This is a genomic window from Kitasatospora sp. NPDC056076, assembly GCF_042266305.1.
Lineage (GTDB): Bacteria > Actinomycetota > Actinomycetes > Streptomycetales > Streptomycetaceae > Kitasatospora.
The window spans coordinates 16,823-36,135 of sequence record NZ_JBHJWG010000027.1; the positions used below are offsets into that span (position 1 = coordinate 16,823).

The 19,313-nt window shown below is 72.8% G+C and carries 16 protein-coding genes; 3 read left to right on the plus strand and 13 right to left on the minus strand.

The features are described from left to right. Positions 1 to 5: 5 nt before the first annotated feature. From ACFC1T_RS22320 to ACFC1T_RS22335, 4 genes are all read right to left on the minus strand, one after another. Positions 6 to 608, minus strand: a complete 603-nt coding sequence (locus tag ACFC1T_RS22320) for a GNAT family N-acetyltransferase (RefSeq protein ID WP_375891151.1) — start codon at positions 606 to 608, stop codon at positions 6 to 8. A gap of 120 nt (positions 609 to 728) precedes the next feature. Further along, positions 729 to 1,403, minus strand: coding sequence for a nitroreductase family protein (locus ACFC1T_RS22325; protein WP_375891153.1), 675 nt, complete (start codon positions 1,401 to 1,403; stop codon positions 729 to 731). Positions 1,404 to 1,486: 83 nt separating this feature from the next. Then, a complete protein-coding gene (locus ACFC1T_RS22330; protein ID WP_375891155.1) occupies positions 1,487 to 3,124 on the minus strand; it encodes an ABC-F family ATP-binding cassette domain-containing protein in 1,638 nt (545 codons plus the stop codon). 113 nt (positions 3,125 to 3,237) lie between these two features. Then, positions 3,238 to 4,443 (minus strand): trypsin-like serine peptidase, encoded by a 1,206-nt coding sequence (locus tag ACFC1T_RS22335; RefSeq protein WP_375891156.1) that lies wholly within the window; start codon positions 4,441 to 4,443, stop codon positions 3,238 to 3,240. Between the two features lie 545 nt (positions 4,444 to 4,988). On the opposite strand from ACFC1T_RS22335, the gene ACFC1T_RS22340 reads away from it, so the two are divergent. Further along, a complete protein-coding gene (locus ACFC1T_RS22340) occupies positions 4,989 to 6,596 on the plus strand; it encodes an ABC-F family ATP-binding cassette domain-containing protein (protein WP_375891158.1) in 1,608 nt (535 codons plus the stop codon). Positions 6,597 to 6,605: 9 nt separating this feature from the next. Here the strand turns inward: ACFC1T_RS22340 and ACFC1T_RS22345 are convergent, their stop codons facing one another. From ACFC1T_RS22345 to ACFC1T_RS22385, 9 genes are all read right to left on the minus strand, one after another. Continuing rightward, the gene (locus tag ACFC1T_RS22345; protein WP_375891160.1) at positions 6,606 to 8,135 is read right to left on the minus strand and encodes a S41 family peptidase; all 1,530 of its coding nucleotides are present in this window, start codon (positions 8,133 to 8,135) and stop codon (positions 6,606 to 6,608) included. Positions 8,136 to 8,369: 234 nt separating this feature from the next. Beyond that, positions 8,370 to 9,023: a Pr6Pr family membrane protein gene (locus tag ACFC1T_RS22350; protein WP_375891162.1), complete on the minus strand. Its 654-nt coding sequence runs from the start codon at positions 9,021 to 9,023 to the stop codon at positions 8,370 to 8,372. Between the two features lie 169 nt (positions 9,024 to 9,192). Further along, a complete protein-coding gene (locus ACFC1T_RS22355; RefSeq protein ID WP_375891318.1) occupies positions 9,193 to 9,810 on the minus strand; it encodes a response regulator in 618 nt (205 codons plus the stop codon). A gap of 104 nt (positions 9,811 to 9,914) precedes the next feature. Then, positions 9,915 to 11,183: a sensor histidine kinase gene (locus ACFC1T_RS22360; protein ID WP_375891164.1), complete on the minus strand. Its 1,269-nt coding sequence runs from the start codon at positions 11,181 to 11,183 to the stop codon at positions 9,915 to 9,917. Then, positions 11,180 to 12,244 (minus strand): hypothetical protein, encoded by a 1,065-nt coding sequence (locus tag ACFC1T_RS22365; protein ID WP_375891166.1) that lies wholly within the window; start codon positions 12,242 to 12,244, stop codon positions 11,180 to 11,182. The genes ACFC1T_RS22360 and ACFC1T_RS22365 overlap by 4 nt, the downstream gene beginning before the upstream one ends. Positions 12,245 to 12,331: 87 nt before the next feature. Next, positions 12,332 to 12,871: a GNAT family N-acetyltransferase gene (locus ACFC1T_RS22370; RefSeq protein WP_375891168.1), complete on the minus strand. Its 540-nt coding sequence runs from the start codon at positions 12,869 to 12,871 to the stop codon at positions 12,332 to 12,334. A 74-nt stretch (positions 12,872 to 12,945) separates the two neighbouring features. Further along, entirely contained in the window at positions 12,946 to 13,659 is a 714-nt protein-coding gene (locus tag ACFC1T_RS22375) for a hypothetical protein (RefSeq protein ID WP_375891170.1), read from the minus strand. Positions 13,660 to 14,040: 381 nt separating this feature from the next. After that, entirely contained in the window at positions 14,041 to 16,170 is a 2,130-nt protein-coding gene (locus ACFC1T_RS22380) for a hypothetical protein (RefSeq protein ID WP_375891172.1), read from the minus strand. A 21-nt stretch (positions 16,171 to 16,191) separates the two neighbouring features. Continuing rightward, positions 16,192 to 16,665: a hypothetical protein gene (locus ACFC1T_RS22385; protein ID WP_375891174.1), complete on the minus strand. Its 474-nt coding sequence runs from the start codon at positions 16,663 to 16,665 to the stop codon at positions 16,192 to 16,194. Positions 16,666 to 16,981: 316 nt separating this feature from the next. Between ACFC1T_RS22385 and ACFC1T_RS22390 the strand changes: the two genes are divergently transcribed. Beyond that, positions 16,982 to 18,124, plus strand: a complete 1,143-nt coding sequence (locus ACFC1T_RS22390) for a CaiB/BaiF CoA transferase family protein (RefSeq protein WP_375891320.1) — start codon at positions 16,982 to 16,984, stop codon at positions 18,122 to 18,124. Between the two features lie 2 nt (positions 18,125 to 18,126). Further along, on the plus strand, positions 18,127 to 19,269 hold the full coding sequence (locus tag ACFC1T_RS22395) for an acyl-CoA dehydrogenase family protein (protein ID WP_375891176.1): 1,143 nt from the start codon (positions 18,127 to 18,129) through the stop codon (positions 19,267 to 19,269). The last annotated feature ends 44 nt before the right edge of the window (positions 19,270 to 19,313 follow it).

The following is a 19,313-nucleotide window of genomic DNA, read 5'->3' on the forward strand; positions in this document are numbered from 1 at the left end:
GGCCGTCACCGCTCCATGACCCAGACCAGCTGCCGTCCGGTCTCGCCCGGGGCCCGGACGGCGGCCTCGGCGACCCGGTCCAGCCGGTAGCCGAGCTTGCGCGGGACGGCCGCGCTGGCGGCGTTCGCCCGGTCGCAGCGGATCTCCACCCGGGCGATCCCGGGCAGCGCCAGCGCGGCCTGGGTCAGCGCCCCGGCCGCGGCGGTGGCGATGCCGCGGCCGACGTGCCGGGCCGCGACCCAGTAGCCGATCTCCAGCGCGCCCGGGCCGAGCCGCGCGTGCAGCCCGAGGGCGGCGACCACCCGGCCGGGGGCCTCGTCCAGGTCGGCGAGGTACATGAAGTCCGTCCCGGCCTCCCAGGCGGCGGTGCCGGCCCTGGTCCGTTCGGCGGTTCGGGCCCGGGTGGGGACCTCGGCCGCCCAGTCCAGCCAGGGCCGCAGGTGCTCCAGGTTGGCCCGGACGGCCCGGTGCAGCGCGGGTGCGTGGGCGCTGCGGCGGCGGTGCAGGCAGAGGCCGCCGGGCAGCCGCAGCAGTTCGGGCGGCCGCCCGGTGGTCACCTCGGGTGCCGCCCGGACGGGCTCGCAGGACTGCGGCAGTGCGGGGCTCATGGCGGCGATTATGTCCTTGGCCCGGACCTGCCACATCCGGACGGGGGCGCATCCCGTCCCGCCGACCGGCGGGGGCGGGCGGGAGCGGGAGAGGGGCGGGAGGAGGCGGCCTCCGGCGCGTCAGAGCCGGACCATCACCTCGTCCAGCTCCTTGCGCCGCAGGTCCGGCACCCGCGCCCCCTCGGCGGGGTAGCCGACCGGGATCACGTACGCGGCCCGCTCCTCCGCCGGGCGCCCGCACACCTCGTTGAGGAACCGCATCGGGCTCGGCGTGTGGGTCAGCGTGGCCAGCCCGGCCTGGTGCAGGGAGGCCAGCAGCAGTCCGACCGCGATCCCCACCGACTCCTTGGTGTAGTACGGGCGCGGCGAGTCGGGGCCCTTGTGCACCTCGAAGACCACGATCACGGCCGGCGCGTCCTCCAGGAACGGCTTGTGCCAGTCGGTGCCGATCGGCGCCAGCGCGGCCAGCCACTCCTCGGACGCCCGGTGGCCGTAGAACTCGCGCTCCTCCGCCTCGGCCGCCTCGCGCAGCAGCCGCTTGCGCTCCGGGTCGGTGATCACCACGAACCGCCAGGGCTGGACGTGGGCGCCGCTGGGCGCGGTGCTCGCGGTGCGGACGGCCCACTCGACCACCCCGTCCGGGATCGGTTCGGTGGAGTAGTCGCGGACGGTCCGGCGCTGCGCCATCACGTCGTGGAATGCCTTGCTGCGGGCCTCGGCCTGGTGGGCCGGCACCGTCATCGGGGTGAGCGGGACGGTCGGGTGGGGCGTCCCTGCCACTGCACTGTCAACCATGGCCGACAGCACAGCACATGACGGCCGCTCCGGGAAGAGGTAGAGACCAATTCCCGGAGCGGCCGTCCGTGTCTCGAAGGAGCCTAGAGCTCGTGCACCCGGCCGCCCCGGACCTCGATCCGCCGGTTCACCGCCACCGTGTCCAGCATCCGCCGGTCGTGGGTGACCAGCAGCAGGGTGCCGGTGTACGAGCCGAGCGCGGACTCCAGCTGCTCGATCGCGGGCAGGTCCAGGTGGTTGGTGGGCTCGTCCAGCACCAGCAGGTTGACCCCGCGGGCCTGCAGCAGCGCCAGCGCGGCCCGGGTGCGCTCGCCGGGGGAGAGGGTGCCCGCCGGGCGCAGCACGTGCACCGCCTTGAGGCCGAACTTGGCCAGCAGGGTGCGCACCTCCTCCTCGGTGAGCTCCGGTACGGCGGCCGCGAAGGCGTCCGCCAGCGGCTCGCCCCCGAGGAAGAGCCCGCGCGCCTGGTCGACCTCGCCGACCACCACGCCGGAGCCCAGCACGGCACTGCCGGAGTCGAGTGCGAGCCGGCCGAGCAGGGCCGCCAGCAGGGTGGACTTGCCCGCGCCGTTGGCCCCGGTGATCGCGACCCGGTCGGCCCAGTCGATCTGCAGGTCCACCGGGCCGAAGGCGAAGTCGCCGCGCTGGGCGACGGCCGCCCGCAGGGTGGCCACCACCGAGCCGGAGCGCGGCGCGGTGGCGATCTCCATCCGCAGCTCCCACTCCTTGCGCGGCTCCTCGACCACGTCCAGCCGCTCGATCATCCGCTGGGTCTGCCGGGCCTTGGAGGCCTGCTTCTCGGTGGACTCGGTGCGCTTCGCCTTGGCGTTCTTGTCGTTGTCGCCGCCCTTGCGGCGGGCGTTGCGGACCCCGTGCTCCATCCAGTTGCGCTGCATCTGCGCCCGGGCCTCCAGCGAGGACTTGGTGTCGGCGTAGTCCTCGTACTCCTCGCGGGCGTGCCGGCGGGCCACCGCCCGCTCCTCCAGGTACGCCTCGTAGCCGCCGCCGTACAGGTTGACCTGCTGCTGGTGCAGGTCCAACTCCAGCACCTTGGTCACGGTGCGGGCCAGGAACTCGCGGTCGTGGCTGATCAGCACGGTGCCGGCGCGCAGGCCCTTGACGAAGGCCTCCAGCCGCTCCAGGCCGTCCAGGTCGAGGTCGTTGGTGGGCTCGTCCAGCAGGAACACGTCGTAGCGGGAGAGCAGCAGCGAGGCCAGGCCCGCGCGGGCGGCCTGGCCGCCGGAGAGCGCCGTCATCGGCAGGTCGAGGGAGACCTTGAGGCCGAGCGAGTCGGCCACCTCCTCGGCCCGCTCGTCCAGGTCGGCGCCGCCGAGGTCCAGCCAGCGGTCCAGGCTCGCCGCGTAGGCGTCGTCGGCGCCGGGGCGGCCCTCGACCAGGCCCTCGGTGGCCTCGTCCAGCTCGGCCTGGGCAGCCGCCACGCCGGTGCGCCGGGCCAGGAAGCCGCGCACCGACTCGCCCTCGCGCCGCTCCGGCTCCTGCGGCAGGTGGCCGACGTTGGCGCTCGCCGGGCTGAGCCGCAGCGACCCGCCCTCGGGGGTGTCCAGCCCGGCCAGCAGCCGCAGCAGGGTCGACTTGCCGGCGCCGTTCACGCCGACCAGGCCGATCACGTCGCCGGGGGCGACGACCAGGTCCAGGCCGGTGAAGAGGGTGCGTTCGCCGTGGCCGGCGGCGAGGTCCTTGACTACGAGTGTCGCGCTCATGATGGAGCCGATTGTAGGAGGACCGGGCCCCGAGCCGGAAAAGGCGGCGGGGCCGCGGCTGCGCTCCGGCAGTCGCGGCCCCGCACGGGACCGGGGCGGGTCTCAGCCGCCGATCACTTGGCCTTCTTGGAGAAGTAGTCGAACATGTGCGCCGCGACGTCCTCCAGGTAGGGGCCCGCCTCGTAGGTGTTGGCGCCGTTGCCGACGGAGGTGTCGCTGACCAGGGCCGGCTTGCCGTCCTTGGTGGTGTACCAGCCGCCGCCGCTGCTGCCGCCGGTCATGTTGCAGCCGATCATCAGCATCGCCGGGCGGCCCGGGTCACCGGGCTTCGCGGCCGGCTTGCCGCCGTCGCAGTGCTCCAGCTCGACGCCGTCGAAGGGCTTGCCCTCCGGGAAGCCGTAGTTGGCGACGGAGGCGAGCTGGTCGCGCGGGGCGTTGAACCACAGCGGCACGGAGCCGCCGACGGTCTCCTCCAGCGACTTGCCGCTCGGGTCGGGGTTGGTGACCTTGATGATGCCGAAGTCGTACTGGCTCCACGGGCCGCCCTTCTCCGGGTCGGCCTCCTGGGTCCACTGCGGGGAGACCATGCCGGCGGTCGCGCCCCACTCGCCGTACGGCTCGGCGTCGTCCAGCTTGGACTTCTGCTTGTTGCCGTTGCTCAGCACGCCGCTGCTGTTGAAGGCGGGGGCGAAGGTGATGTCGGTGTAGTACTTGTTGCCCTTGCCGCCGTGCAGGCAGTGGCTCGCGGTCCACACCAGGTTGCTCTTGCCCGGGTTGGCCGGGTCGGAGACGACGGTGCCGGAGCAGACGTAGTCCTCGTTGCCGTCCTTGAAGAAGATCTTGCCGTTGACGTGCATGTTCTTCGGGAAGGGGTGCGCCACGGGCTTGGCGGCGACGACCGGGGGCAGCTGGTCCGGGCCGGTCGGCGGCTGGGCGGCGGTGGGCTGGGCCGGGGCCGCGCTCGTCGGCTGGGCGGTCGGCTGCCCGGTGGGCTGGGCCGGCGCCTGCGGCAGCGGCTTCGGCTTGGCGTTCAGCAGCTTCTGCAGGGTCCAGTAGCCCTTGGCCGCCGGGGTGATCACGTTGGCCTGGGCCCACTTGTCCCAGTCGTCGAGCTTCCAGGTCTTCAGCTCTTCGACCGTCGGCAGCTTGATCGGAGCCGCGCCCGGCTTCCCGGAGGCAGTGGCCGCGACCGACGGCGCGGAGGTCTGGGCGCCGGCCGGGTCGCTGTTGTCCGGGCCGCAGCCGCTGGCGACCACCATGGTGAGCGCGGCGACGGTGGCGCCGAGGACGGCACGGCTCGGCCTGGATATCGGTGACATGAGTTCAAATCCCCCTGTTGACTACCGCCATACGGCCCGGTCCTCGGGTGCGGCCGACCGGGGCCGCAGGTATGGCAGGTGAGGAGTCTGCCATGAGGATAAGGAACTCCTTACAGGCGCCCCCGGCCGGTACGAGGCCGTCACCGGATCGGCACCGGATCGGCACGGGGCCGCGTTCGGCCCGGCGCGCGGGCGGCCCGGAAAACCGGTTGCGACCGTTCGCCGACGTGCCTAGCGTGGTTCGCGTCATCCGCCAGACAAGGAGAAGGCCGTTGCTCTACTGAGGTCCCGGGACACCGCCCCCGCCACGCAGGCCCCGCTGCCGCTGTCGTTCTGACGGCCGCAGTTGTCGCCGCAGTCGCAGTCGCAGCCGTAGTCATAGCTGTAGCTGTGGCCCTTGCCGCGTGGTGTGCGAGTGTGCGACCTCAGTCACGGCCCGTGGCGCGTCATCGCGCCGTCCTGTCCTCCGGCCGTCCCGGTTCCGCACCCGCGGTGTCTCCCCGTGTTGCTCGTCACCCCTTCAGCAACCACCCGGGAGGCCTTGCATGGCACAACCCACCACCGCCGTCCTCTGCACCGACCTCGCGTTCGAGTGGCCCGACGGCAAGTCCGTCCTGGACGGCTTCCACCTCGCCGTCGGCCCCGGCCGCACCGGACTCATCGGCCTCAACGGGGCCGGCAAGTCGACCCTGCTGCGGCTGATCGCCGGCGAACTCACCCCCACCGGCGGCACCGTCCGGGTCGAGGGCGAACTCGGCCACCTGCCGCAGGGCCTCACCCTCGACACCGGCCTGCGGGTCGACGAGGCGCTCGGCATCCGGGCCGCCCGCGAGGCCCTGCACGCCATCGAGTCGGGCGACACCGACCAGCGGCACTTCGACGCCGTCGGCGACGACTGGGACGTCGAGGAGCGCGCCCGCGCCACCCTCGACAAGCTCGGCCTGCGCCGCCTCGGCCTCGACCGCACCACCGGCGAACTCTCCGGCGGCGAGGCGGTGTTGCTGCGACTGGCCGCCCTGCTGCTGAGCCGCCCCGACGTGCTGCTGCTGGACGAGCCCACCAACAACCTCGACCGGGCCGCCCGCGAGCGGCTCTACGAGACGGTGGCCGGCTGGCAGGGCGCCATGGTGATCGTCAGCCACGACCGCGAACTGCTCCGGCACGTCGACCAGATCGCCGACCTCCGGGACGGCGGGGTGACGTGGTACGGCGGCAACTACGACGACTACGAGCGCACCCTCGCCGCCCAGCAGGAGACGGCCGAGCGGCTGCTGCGCAACGCCGAGGCCGACGTCCAGCGCCAGAAGCGGGACTTGGCCGAGGCCCGCACCAGGCTGGACCGCAGCGCCAGCTACGGCAAGAAGCGCGCGGTCACCCGCAACGACCCGCACATCTTCGCCGGGATGCTCAAACGCAAGGGCCAGGAGACGGCCGGCCGGCTCACCGGAATGCACGCCGAACGCCTGGAGGAGGCCAGGGCACGGCTGACCGCCGCCGAGGAGGCGGTGCGCGACGACGCCGAGATCCGGATCGACCTGCCGCGCACCGAGGTGCCGGCCGGGCGCACCGTGCTCACCCTGCAGAAGGTCCGGCTGCCCTTCGGCGCCACCGTCGACCTCGACCTGCGCGGCCCCGAACGGATCGCCCTGGTCGGGCGCAACGGCTCCGGCAAGACCACGCTGCTGCGCACCATCGCGGGCGAACTCTCCCCGCTGGAGGGGCAGATCACCACCCCGGAGGGGCTGCGCCACCTGCCGCAGCGGCTCGACCTGCTGGACGACGCACTCACCGTCGTGGAGAACGTCAAGCGGTTCGCCCCCGCCGCCGGGGACAACGCGATCCGCGCCCGGCTGGCCCGCTTCCTGTTCCGGGGCGCCCGGGCCGAGCAGCCGGTCGGCACGCTGTCCGGCGGCGAACGCTTCCGGGCGACGCTGGCCGCCCTGCTGCTGGCCGACCCGCCGCCGCAGCTGCTGCTGCTCGACGAGCCGACCAACAACCTGGACCTCGCCAGCGTCCACCAGCTCACCCAGGCGCTGGCCGCCTACCGGGGCGCGCTGATCGTGGTCAGCCACGACCTGCCCTTCCTGCGCGGCCTGGGCCTGACCAGGTGGCTGGAGCTGGACGGCGAACTGAGGGCGGTGGATCCGATGTAGCGGCTCCTGCTACCGCTGCCGCAGGGGGCCCTGGTCGCCCCGGGCGTCCTCGGCGAGCACCCGGCGGGCCGTGCTGAGGGCGGAGTCCTTGAGCGCGGCCAGCTCCTCGGGGCTGTACACCGGGGTCCGGAGGTCCGGCGCGATGCCCGGGCCGTCGAAGGTGCTGCCGCTGCGGGTGAGGTACTCCTCGTTCGGCAGGACGACCGCGAAGTCCGGCGAGAGCGGCTTGATCAGGACGTCCGAGTAGACGCCCTGGGTGTTCTCGCCGATCCGGGTCACGTGCGGGGAGCGGCCCATCAGCGCCTGGGTGAAGGTCTCCGCCGCGCTGGCCGAGATTGAGGAGGTGAGCAGGGCCACCGGCCCGGTGAAGTGCTCGCCGTCCGAGGGCTCCACGGGGACGGGCACGGGCCGGGTGAACTTCGTCGGGTCGGCCGGGTCGTTCCGCGCCACCTTCCGGTAGGCGAGGTACGGGCGGTCGGTGAGCCGGGCGGCGATGTGCAGCCCGAGCGCGTCCGAGCCGCCGCCGTTCAGCCGGACGTCGAGCACCAGCCCGGTGAGCCCGTCCGGGTCGGCGAGCAGGGCGTCCAGCGCCCTGTCCAGCTCGGCGACCTGGCTGCGGTAGTCGCCGCCGGTGTAGCCGTCGAAGCTGCCCACCCGCAGGTAGCCGACGTCGTCGGGAAGCCGGCCCACGCCGAGCTTCCCGCCGGCGAAGAGCTGCTCCGGCCCGGTGAGCTGGGCGGCGACGGCCTCCCCGGCCCGGGTGGTCAGCTCCTTGGTGCGCACCGTCGAGCCGGGCCGCCGTCCGCCGAACACCCCGGTCGGCTGCCCGTCGACGATCCGGGCCAGCCCGGTGTGGGCGTCGCCGAGCGGCCGCAGCATGTCGACGAACACCTCCTGCAACTGGTCGGTGGTCGTCGTGGGCGTGATCCGTCGCCGCTGCTCGTCCCGGACGGCGTGCCAGTCGATCCCCTTGGCCGCGAAGAAGGGGTAGTTCTCCTCGAAGTCCTCCCAGAACCGGTCGAAGACCGCGAGCGGGTCGTTCGGTGCCGGGGTGGTGCACAGGGCCGGCAGGGCGGGGAGCCGGTACAGGTCCTTGGTGCCGACCCCGCCCTCCTCGCGGTCGACCAGCCGGTCACGGCCCTTCGGGGTGAGGGTCACCGCGTTGCTGCCCACGACGTAGCGGACGGTGCCGTCCGGTCCCGGCGGGCCGGCCTGCGTCGCGGTGATCCAGCCGGGCACGCAGCTGTGCGCGGTCACGTCGTAGGTGGTCAGCTTGTCCCCGTCGACGGCGACCACCGTGCCGTAGCCGTCCATCCGCCAGACTCCGGTCGGACTCCCCGGCCGCCCCTCGGCGGCGGCCGCCGTCCCCGCCGCCGGCCCGACCGCCGTGGCGAGCACCAGTGCCGTCGCCAGCGCCGTGGTGGTGGCCGCCGCCCTGCCGGCCTTCCGGGACCTCGCCCCCGGCCCCCGCCGTCCCTGTTCGATGTCCGGCCTCCGCCGACCCTGCTCGATGTTCGACCCCCGCCGACTCTGCTGCATGTCCGGCCTCCGCCGAGTGTCCGGCCTCCCCCGCGGAACCCCTCCGCCACCGTGCCCACGACGCTACGGTCGCCCGCACCGCCCGGTCGTCATCCGACGCGCCGCTCCCGTCCCCTCCTCCGGGCCCACTCGCACGCCCGGTCGAACCACCTCGGGAGGGATGGACGGCAAACCCTTTTGACGGCGGGTGGAAATCCGTCGTGGCGGATCCGAGGCCGGCCGCGTCCGCCTCTCCTACTCCTGCGCCTCTTCCCGCTTCCACCTGCCCGCGACCAGGGTGCCCAGCCGGTCCAGCCCGACGACGGCGGCGCCGAGCACGATGAACTCGACCGTCAGCTGGGCTATCTGGCCCCAGACGTAGCCGTAGCCCTTGGTCGTCGGGTCGAAGAAGAAGTACGGGTAGGGCCTCGGGAAGTCGGAGAACAGCGCGTTGCGGGCGAGCACGATCGCCGCGTAGCCGAGCGGGAAGGCCAGCCAGAGCGGGAGGTTCTTCCAGGCCGACGCATTGCGCGGCTTCAACGCCACCCAGTCGACCAGCACCATCACCGGCGTGACGTAGTGCAGGAAGAAGGAGGACCAGTGCGCCAGCCGGTCCGGCCCGTCGACCAGTCCGGGCAGCGGGCTGGCGCCGTGCTGGAGCAGGACGTGCGAGACCAGTCCGGTGATCAGGATGTACAGCGTGGCGGCCCCGCGCAGCCGGGGCGCGGGTGCGTCCACGGTGTCGCGCTGGAGCATCCAGTACACCGCGCCGATGAAGTAGCCGAGCACGATGACGTTGCTCTGCACGGTGAAGTACACCAGCGACGCGTCCCCGAGGGTCAGGCCGAGGCCCGCCGAGAGCACGATGCCCATGCGCCACCACAGCGCGGGACGGGTCCGGACGGTCATGCGGCCACCAGTTCGTTCCAGGCGATACGGGAGGTATCGGACGTTCGGAGGGGAAGATCGCACTCTACTCGGTGGTACCCATCGAGGGAACTTGTGTACGAACTTCCGCCGCCGAGCCGCCGCCGTACCGTCGCGGAACCGCTGCGGAACCGTCGCGGACCCCCTTCGGTCACCCCGGCAGGACGAAGCCCGACTCGTAGGCCGCGATCACGGCCTGGGTGCGGTCCCGGGCGCCCAGCTTGGCCAGCACGCTGCCGACGTGGGTCTTCACCGTCTCCTGGCTCACCACCAACTGCCGCGCGATCTCCGCATTGTTGAGTCCGGTGGCCATCAACCGCAGCACCTGGCCCTCCCGTTCGGTCAGCCGCCCGATCGGCCCCCGGTCCGCGGCGGCCTCCCGGCGGCCGTCCGCGCCGTGCCGCAGCGCGAGTTCGCGCACCGCCGCCGGGAACAGCAGCGAGTCACCGCGCGCGACCAGTCGCACCGCCTGCACCATCTCCTCGGCCCGGGCCCGCTTCAACAGGAAGCCGGCCGCGCCCGCGCGCAGCGCGTCGTACACGTGGTCGTCGTGCTCGAAGGTGGTGACCACCAGGATCCGCGGCGGCTCGGCCATCCCGCGGACCAGCTGCTCGGTGGCCCGGATCCCGTCGATGCCGGGCATCCGAACGTCCATCAGCACCACGTCCGGGCGCAGTTCGCGCGCCAGCGGTACGACCTCGGCGCCGTCGGCGGCCTCGCCGACCACGGAGAGGTCCGGTTCGGCGTCGATCACCACCCGCAGGCCCATCCGGACCAGGCGCTCGTCGTCCGCGATCACCACGCGGATGGGCCCGCCTTCCGTGCCGCCCCGCGCGCCGTCCCCCGTGCCGCCCCCCGCACCGTTGCCGTCGTTCATCCCCCAGTCCCTCCCAGCGGCAGCCACACGGCCAGCCGCCACGTTGTCCCGTCCTCGCTCGGCCCGACGGCGCTCCCGCCGCGCAGGGCCGCCGCCCGTTCCCCGATCCCGCGCAGCCCGCGCCCGCCGCCGGGGCGGCTCGGGCGGGCCGCGCCCAGCGGGTTGGTCAGTTCGATCTCCAGTCGGCCCGCGTCCAGCGCGACCCGCAGCCCCGCCGGGGCGGGCCCGGCGTGCCGGAGCACATTGGTCAGCCCCTCCTGGACGATCCGGTACGCCTCGCGGGAGACCCCGGCGGGCAGTGCGCCCAGGCCGGGCGCCAGCTCGGCGTCCACCGTCACGCCGGTGCGGGCGAGTTGGCGCAGCAGGTCGTCCAGCCCGGCCAGCGTGGGCCCGGCCGGTCCGGTGCCGCCGTCCTCCTCCTCGCGCAACAGCCCCAGCACGGTGTCCAGTTCGGCGACGGCCCCGCGCGCGGTCTCCTCGATCGCGCGCAGCGCCTCCGCGGCGAAGTCCGGGTCGGTGCGCAGCACCCGGGCAGCCGCCGAGGCCTGGATGCCGACCGCGCTGAGCGCGTGCCCGACCGAGTCGTGCAGTTCCCGGGCCAGCCGGTTGCGCTGGGCGAGCACGGTGGCACGCCGTTCGGCGGCAGCCAGCCGCTCCTCCGGGGTGGGGCCGAGCAGCCTGGGCGCCCAACGGGCCAGCAGCGCACCGCAGCCGGCGTTGCTGACGACGATCAGCAGCAGAACGGCCAGGCCCAGTGCGGGGCCGGTGAGCATCCAGCCGGGGAAGCGGTCCGTCCAGTAGCCGGAGAGGTCCTCGGACCCGATGAGGCCGAACATCAGCACCACCGCGAAGGGCGCCCCGGCCAGCGTCATCCCGGCGACCACCCCGCCGGTGAACAGGTGCAGCACGAAGAACGCGGCGGTCCGCCACCGGGCGGCCCAGGACCGGGACGGCCCGGTGGCCAGTTCCTCCGGCCGGGCCACCGCGCACAGCGCCCGGGCGGCCGCGCCCTCCAGCCCCCGGACGGTCGGCACCAGCGCGGTCACCGCGGCCATCGGCAGCGAGGTGAACAACGACAGCATCTGCAACAGCAGTTGGCGGGCGTGGCCCTGGTTCGGGTTGAGCGCCCCGAGTCCCACCGTCGACAGCAGGTAGTAGGGCATCAGCAGCGCGCCGCCCAGCACCAGGTGCACCCAGCGCAGTCGGGCCCGCCGTCCGAACAACACCTCGCCCGCCCGCCGGATCCGGCGGCCCCCCGTACTCACCCGGGCGACTTTACGTCAGCGCCGCCGGGGCCGTCAGTGCCGCGGGGGCCGTCAGTCCTGCTGCGGTCGTCAGTGCCGTCAGTGCCGTCGGGTCCGGCTCCCCGGCCGGGCGCGGCCCCCCGTTCGGTCAGGGCCACCGCGCCCGCGGCCAGTATCAGGGCCCCGGCCGTGAACTGCCCGGCCTCCACCAGGGCCAGGAACCCCGGTACGGCCCGCGGCAGGTCCGGCACCGTCGTCGAGGTCCCGAACGCCACCAGCAGGAAGCCGCCCCAGCCGAACAGCGAGCCCGCGCCGGTCCAGGCCACCAACAGCGGCACCCGCAGCCGCCGTCGCGGTCCGATCCGGAAGACCAGCACCAGCAGGGCCAGGGCCGCGGCGACGGCGGTCACGGCGGTGGCCGCGTCCATCGTCGCCATCGACCGGTCGTACTCCTCGGCCATCCGCAGCGGCAGTCCCACCGTCCCGCCCGCCGCCCAGTACGCCCGGGCCGTCGCGACCCCCAGCGCGACCAGCGCGGCCACCGCGGCGAAGGCCCGCTGCACGTTGCGGGTGGGGGAGTCGGGCAGGTCGCCGATCCGGTCGTGGAGCAGGCTCGTCCAGCGTCGGCGGGCGTACAGCGCGAACGCGGTGAACAGGGCGGCGCCCTGCACCCCGAAGCCCCCGTAGACCACGGCGTACACCCATCCCGCCAGGCCGTCGTCGGCCTGCTGCGCCGCCGTCCGGTGCTCCGCCCCGAACACCAGCGAGCCGAGCAGGTCCAGCGGGACGACCACCAGGATCGTCCCCAGCAGGCCGGTCGCCACCCACATCGGGAACGCCACCAGCGCGGCCGGGGCCCGCCACCCCCACGGCCGGACGAAGGCGAGCGCGAGCAGCAGCGCGACCACCTCCATGCCGAAGGTGAGGAGGTTGAGCGTCCACAGCCCGTCCAACGCCTTCGCGTCGCGCGCGCCCACGGGGGAGCCGGACAGCCACAGCAGTTTCAGCGTCAGATAGGGCACCGTGGCGGCCATCGCGATCCCGGCCGCCGCCCCCCGCACCACGTCTTCCTTGCGCCTCATGCCCCCTACGCTGCCGCCCCACCCCGGGCCGCGGCCTCGGCCCGGGGTGCGATCCCCCTCCCCCGGCGGGGGATCTCCGGGCCCTCCCTACGCCATCCGGTGGATCAGCCGGTCCTCCTGGTCGACCCGCCCGTCCGGGTCCGGCACCAGCCCGAGCCGCTCGGCCAGCCGGCGCGACGGCAGGTTGTCCGCCCTGATCAGCGCCGTCACCGGAATCCCGGGGAACCGCGGCAGCGCCTCCGCTATCGCCGCCCGGCACGCCTCCGCCGCGTACCCCTTGCCCCACGCCGACGGCCGGAACCGGTAGTACAGGTTGAACACCGGCTCCCCGTCCAGCGAGTGGAGGAACAGCCCGGCGACCCCGATCACCACCCCCGGCTCCTCCCGGGTCGCCACCATGCAGTACCCCACCCCGTCCCGCGGCCAGTCCGCGATGAACCCGGCCAACTGCTCCCGCGCCGCCCCGAGATCCCGCTGCGGCCCGTCCGGGTTGTACCGGTTGGTCTCCGGATCCCCGTGGATCGCGAACATCGCCTCCGCGTCCCCCTCCTGCGGCCGGCTCAACACCAGCCGCTCGGACACGGCGACGACCGTGCGGGCATCGGTGGGCAGATCAGTGGTGGTCATGGAGGCTCCCCCTGCGGTGCGTAATGGTCCGATGGCACGATAGACCATTACGCCGACACTCGCCCGTCCATTTCCTACAGGATCGGCTCACACCCGATCGCCTTGCCCCCGGCGACGAGGAACTGCCGCACCAGGTCGTTCTGGTCGGGGAAGAGGAAGGGCTTTCCGGGGGTGTCGATGTACCCGCCGTTGACGGTGAAGAACACGTCCTTGCCCTGGCAGTCGGCGACGAGGGTCCCATCGGCGACCCACCGGGCCCGCCCGAACGAGGACGGCTCATGGCCGTCCTGCCGGGTCAGCGCGGTGGTCCGTGGATCGGTGGTGATGGCGAAGACCTGTGTCCGGCTGCCGTGCTCCGGGTCACCGCCGATCCTGCAGGACCAGATCGGGCCGGACCTGGTGGTGGCCTGCTGTGACATGTGCCACCGGGCGTCGGGGTTCTTCGCGGGTGCGAACCCGGGCAGGCCGCAGAGGTTGGCCCAGTCCGGTTCCGTCTCGGCTCCCCTCGCCGACAGGTCCTTCGGCGTCGGCAGTGTTCCCGCCGAGCATCGGCTCGCCTTGGCGGCAGCGTCGGCGAACCCCACGGCCAGCCGGGCCCTGGCCTCGTCACTGCCCTGCCCGGTGGTGCGCACCTCGGCACGCAGACCCTTCTCGCAGCCTTCGGGGAGCAGGGCCCATGCCTTCTCCGAGGTGACCGAGCCGGCCGGGTCGCCGGAGAACAGTCGGGCATCCGAAGCGGCCAACTCGCCCGGCCCGTCCTTGGTGTTGCGTTCGAGGTGGAACCACACGGTTTTCTCGGTCCTCGTGAACAGGCCTGTGCTGACCGAGGCGGAACAGTTGTACGGGGACGAGGCGGCCGAGCCGCTCCCGTCCTTGCTCTCAGTGATCCGCCCGGATCCCAGGACATCGTGTACCTGGTCCGCCGTGGCCGCGCCGTCACACACGCTGTCCGGCCCGCCGAGGTTCGTCAGCCGGTACAGCACGAATCCCGCCGCTCCGACCGGGACGAGGGAGAGTGCCAGAACCATGGCCGCGGCCCGGACCCGTAGCTTCCGGGTGGTGAGCCCGCGTGCCGTCAGTGCGACGGCCAGGCGCCCACCCGGGCGCGGCCCGTCACCAGGCTCCCCTTCGGCTGCCCGATCTGTCCCCTGCTTCATGTCGCTCACGTCTCAGCGTCCGCCCAGTGCATTGCGGTAGGTGTGGTTGACGCCTGTCCCGTAGCTGTCGGACACACCGCGAAGGAGCACCTGCGGCACACCACCGGTCGTGGCGATCTCCGCATCGGTCAGGCCGGCCTGTTCGGCCCTCAGGGTGATCATCTTCTTGAGCTGGTTCTCACCGGAGCTGAACATCTTGGACAGGTCCGCCTGGGTGTCCTGGTCCGCCTTGCTGTTGAGCCCGTTCGCCCACTCCGAGGTACCGACGTCGACCACTCGCTGGGCCAGGTCACCCACGACCGGAATGGGAGTCAGTGGGGTTCCGATGAGGTGGTAGTTCATCTTCGCCTGCCAGTTGTTCTGGAACACCACGTCGTCATGGTGGTGGGTCATGACATCCGACTGGGTGCCACTCAGCGCACCCAGAACCTGCCCGGCTTCGTGGACGAAGCCGTCTACGCCGGGCTTGGGGCGACCGGTACCGTCCGGCTTGAACGCGTCGGCCGGGTAGGTGTCGAGTCGTCGGGCGATCTCCTGGCTCTCGGCGTAGTGGATGGCCTTGAATGCCTCCGGGTCCTCGGCCACACCCCGGATGGTCCGGATGAGCTTGTCCCGGTCGATGGTCAATCCGCTGGTCTCGGAGTGCCCGGCGAGTTCCTTGCCGATGATTTCGTAGGTGTCGGCCGAGTAGTCGGCGATCATGTTGCCGAACGGTCGGCGCAGCGCGGCCGGGAGTTCGGTCGTGTGGCCGGCGGAATCGCCCCCGAAGTGATTGATCGTGTCGGACATGATCCGCGCCATCGCCGCGTCATGAGGGCGGACGGGCGGCTGGTTGCCGTGCGGATCGCGACCGGTGGTGGCGGCCTCCAGGGCATCGCCGAACGCCCCGCGTGAGGTGTCTCTCGCGAGTGCGTCCAACTGGTTGTGCTCGTTGCCCTGGTTGGGCCACTGGCGTTCGTTCAGCAGGTAGTCGAGGTTCCCGTTGGCGGCTGGGTCGAAGAACGCCTTCGAGGCCTCGGGGCCGCGACTCATGACCTGCATGAGGTTCCGCATCGGGTCGCCCTGGTGGCCGACGACGTTGTTCCAGTCCGGGCCCCACAGCTGCTCGCCCTTGAGCTTGCTCCCGCGCTCGTAGTCGACGAGGTCCGTGCCGACCTTGGTCAGGAAGCCCTTGTCGAAGTCGCCCTTCGCGTTCATCAGGGCGGTCAACGCCGGGTAGTTGTCGTTCCACCCCGCCGCGTTGCCGCCCGGGCGGCGGGCGGCCGCCAGCAGCCCGTCCTCCCACCCCTTGCCCATGCCGCCGTCGCGGGTGGCGGTGGCGAGGACCACCGACAGGTTGCCGTAGACGTCCTGGTAGCCCTTGGCGTTGTGGTTGCCGTGGGCGAGGTCGCCGTAGGCCTTGCTGTACCCCAGGAGGGCTTCCGGGCCGGTCTTGCCGCCGTAGTTGAGGCCGTTGAGCAGGGTGGTGGAGAAGTCCCTGTTCTCCGCGTTGGCGGCCAGCAGGGCCTGCAACTGCTTGAGCTGGTCGTCGGAGAGGCTGCCGCCCTTGGACATCAGGTCGGTCGCGCGCTTGGCATCGGCGACCGGGCCGCTGCCGCCGGGGGTGGGGTTGAAGGCGGTGGTGCTGGTGCCGATGTCGGCCTGGAGGTCGACCGAGGCGCGCTGGTCGGCGGCGGTGGCCTTCTGGACGGCCTTGGTCAGGCGGGCCGAGATGGCCTTGGCCTTGGCGTCCAGGTCCTGGGCCAGCAGCCTGCTGTCCGGATCGTTCCTCGCCTCCTTCGGCAGCGTCCAACTGACGGTGCCGTCCGCCGACACCGTCAGGTCCTGCGTCTGGGCGTCGTGGAGTGCCGTGTCGAGGTCGCGGCGGGCGGCGGCGAAGTCCTCGGCGGCGGTCTTCATGATCGCGGCGAGGGCGGTGGCGACGGCCGAGGCCTGCTTGAAGTCGCCGTCGATGCCCTGCATCACCTTGGTCGCCTCGTCGGCGGCCGCGCCCTTCCAGCCGGCCCGCTGCGGGGTGCTGGTGAGGTCCTTGGTGACCCGGCCGTCCAAGGCGGTGAGGGCCTTGGCGACCCCGGCCCACGCCTCGGCGGCGTCGGAGACCGCGGAGAACTCGGCCTCGTGAAGTTCCTTGAAGGACACCATCTCTCTGTTCCCCCTGTCTTTCTAGCGGGCCGCGCGGAGGTCGGCGACGGTGGTGATCTCGTTGCCGTGGTAGTACTCGCGGGTCCGGTCGAGGCTGTTGGCGGCACCGGTGACCTTGTCGTGCAAGGTCTTGCACTGCTGCAGCCACCGTTCGGTGCTGCCGGTGAGGGCGCCGCCGAAGGAGAAGCCGCGGATCTTGGTCGAGGCGGTGCTCGCGTACTCGGTGAGGCTGTGCGCGCCGGGCCCGGCCTTGCTGTTGGCGCCGTCGAGGTCGGTGGCGATCTGGCGGGCCAGTCCGGCCGAGGCGGTGAGCTCGTACGGGGTGTCCAGTTGGGTGGTCGGCTTGCCCGGGGGGATGAGCGGGAAAGGGGGCACGGTGTTGCCGCCGTCGCCCGGGGCCGCCGGGTTCGCGTACGGCGACTTCTTGGCCGTCGTGCTCGGCATCGGGTCCGTGGCCGGGGCGACCGGCCCGGTGGTGAAGTACGGGCTGCCCATGTCTGCGTGTTCCTCCCCTGGTCGGCGGGGGTTCGCACACCCCCTTCGGCATGACGACCGTACAGGTCGGCTCCGTCAGTACACCGACGCACCCTCCGTGCCGCCGGTTGCACCGGCTGTGACCGGCTCCATCAAGGTTTCGTCAGGGGGGAGTTGGCGGGTGTCCGGCGACGCGGCCGCGGGGCCGAGGGCTTGTTACCGGCCGGTCGCTTCCCTATCATCGCGAGTGTTACAGCTTTACTGTCAAACCCCGGAGGGTCTGCAGCCAGTGCGTGACACAACCAGTACGGCCGCCGGCTCCGGCCCGTTGGCAGGGGTGCGGGTGGTCGAACTCGCCGGGATCGGGCCGGGGCCGTTCGCGGCCATGCTGCTGGGTGACCTCGGGGCGGACGTGGTGCGGGTGGACCGCCCGGAGCCCTCGCCGCTCGGGACGGACCCGGCGTACGACCTGACCAACCGGAACAAGCGGTCGGTGCTGGTGGACCTCAAGTCGCCGGAGGGGCCCGGCCTGGTGCTGGACCTGGTCGAGCGGGCCGACCTGCTGATCGAGGGCTACCGGCCGGGGGTGGCGGAGCGGCTCGGGGTGGGCCCCGAGGTGTGCCTGGCGCGCAATCCGGCCCTGGTGTACGGGCGGATGACCGGGTGGGGCCAGCACGGTCCGCGGGCCGCCACCGCCGGGCACGACCTCGGGTACGCGGCGGTGGCCGGGGTGCTCGGGCTGGTCGCCGCGGAGGGCGGGGCCGAGGCGCCGCCCGGGATCCCGGCGAACCTGCTCGGCGACTACGCGGGCGGCTCGCTCTACCTGGTGGTCGGCCTGCTCGCCGGGCTGCACCATGCCCGAGTCACCGGCGCCGGGCAGGTGGTGGACGCCGCGATCGTGGACGGCGCGGCGCACCTGGGCAGCATGCTCTGGGGCCTGCTCGCGGCCGGCCACTGGCAGGACCGCCGGGGCGTCAACCTGCTGGACGGCGGCGCCCCGTTCTACGCGCTCTACCGGGCCGCCGACGGCGGGCACCTCGCGGTGGGCGCCCTGGAGCCCCGGTTCTACGCGGCGTTCGCCCGCCTGCTGGAGCTGGGCCCGGACGCGCCCGGCCAGTACGACCTCGCCCGCTGGCCCGAACTGCGGGCCCTGATCGCCGCCCGCTTCGCCACCCGGACCAGGGCCGAGTGGGAGGCCGTCTTCGCGGGCTCCGACGCCTGCGTGGAGCCGGTGCTGACGATGCGTCAGGCAGCCGCCGAGGAGCACCTGTTGGCGCGCGGTACGTACGTCGAGGCGGATGGCGTCACCCAGCCCGCCCCCGCCCCGCGGTTCTCCGCCACCCCCGGGGCGCTGCGCCGCCCGCCGGCCCGCCCGGGTGCGGACACCGCGGAGGTGGCCCGGGACTGGGGCCTGTCGGCGCTCCACCCGCCGGCCGCCACCACCGAACCTCTCAACTCCGCGACCGAACAAGGGGAGTAGCGTTGCAGCGCGAGATCTTCACCGAGCAGCACGAGGACTTCCGGGCCACCGTGAAGGCCTTCCTCGCCAAGGAGGTGCTGCCGCACTACGACCGCTGGGAGAAGGCGGGCATCGTCGACCGCTCGGTCTGGCTGGCGGCGGGCCGGCAGGGCCTGCTGGGCATCGCGGTGCCCGAGGAGTTCGGTGGCGGCGGTTCGCCCGACTTCCGCTACGCTGCCGTGGTGGCCGAGGAGTTCGCCCGGGCCGGTGCGTCGGGGCTGGCGATCGGGTTGCACAACGACATCATCGGCCCGTACTTCACCTCGCTCGCCACCGAGGAGCAGAAGCGGCGCTGGCTGCCCGGCTTCTGCAGCGGTGAGCTGATCACCGCGATCGCGATGACCGAGCCCGGCACCGGTTCCGACCTCCAGGGCATCCGCACCCAGGCGGTGGACCGGGGCGACCACTTCGTGCTGAACGGCGCCAAGACCTTCATCTCCAACGGCATCCTGGCCGACCTGGTCGTCGTGGTCGCCCGGACCACGCCGGAGGGCGGTGCGCACGGGCTGAGCCTGCTGGTGGTCGAGCGCGGGACGCCAGGGTTCGAGCGCGGCCGCAACCTCGACAAGATCGGCCAGAAGGCCCAGGACACCGCGGAGTTGTTCTTCGAGGACGTCCGGGTGCCGAAGGAGAACCTGCTCGGCGAGCTCAACGGCGGCTTCGTCCACCTGATGCAGAATCTCGCCCAGGAGCGGCTCACCATCGCCGCCGCGGCGATCGCCGGTGCCGAGTACCTGGTCGAGATCACCACCGACTACGTCAAGCAGCGCGAGGCCTTCGGGCGGCCGCTGTCCAAGCTCCAGCACGTGCGCTTCGAGATCGCCGAACTGGCCACCGAGTGCGCGATCACCCGGACCTTCGTCGACCGCTGCATCACCGAGCACAACCGCTACGCGCTCACCCCGGCGGACGCCTCGATGGCCAAGTGGTGGGCCACCGAACTGCAGAAGCGCACGGCCGACCGCTGCCTCCAACTCCACGGCGGTTACGGGTACATGAGCGAGTTCCCGGTCGCCCGGGCGTTCACCGACGGCCGCATCCAGACGATCTACGGCGGCACCACCGAGATCATGAAGGAGATCGTCGGCCGCTCCATCCTCGGCTGACCCCTCCGCCGAGCCCGCTCAGCTCCGTCCCGCCCCGTTCAGTC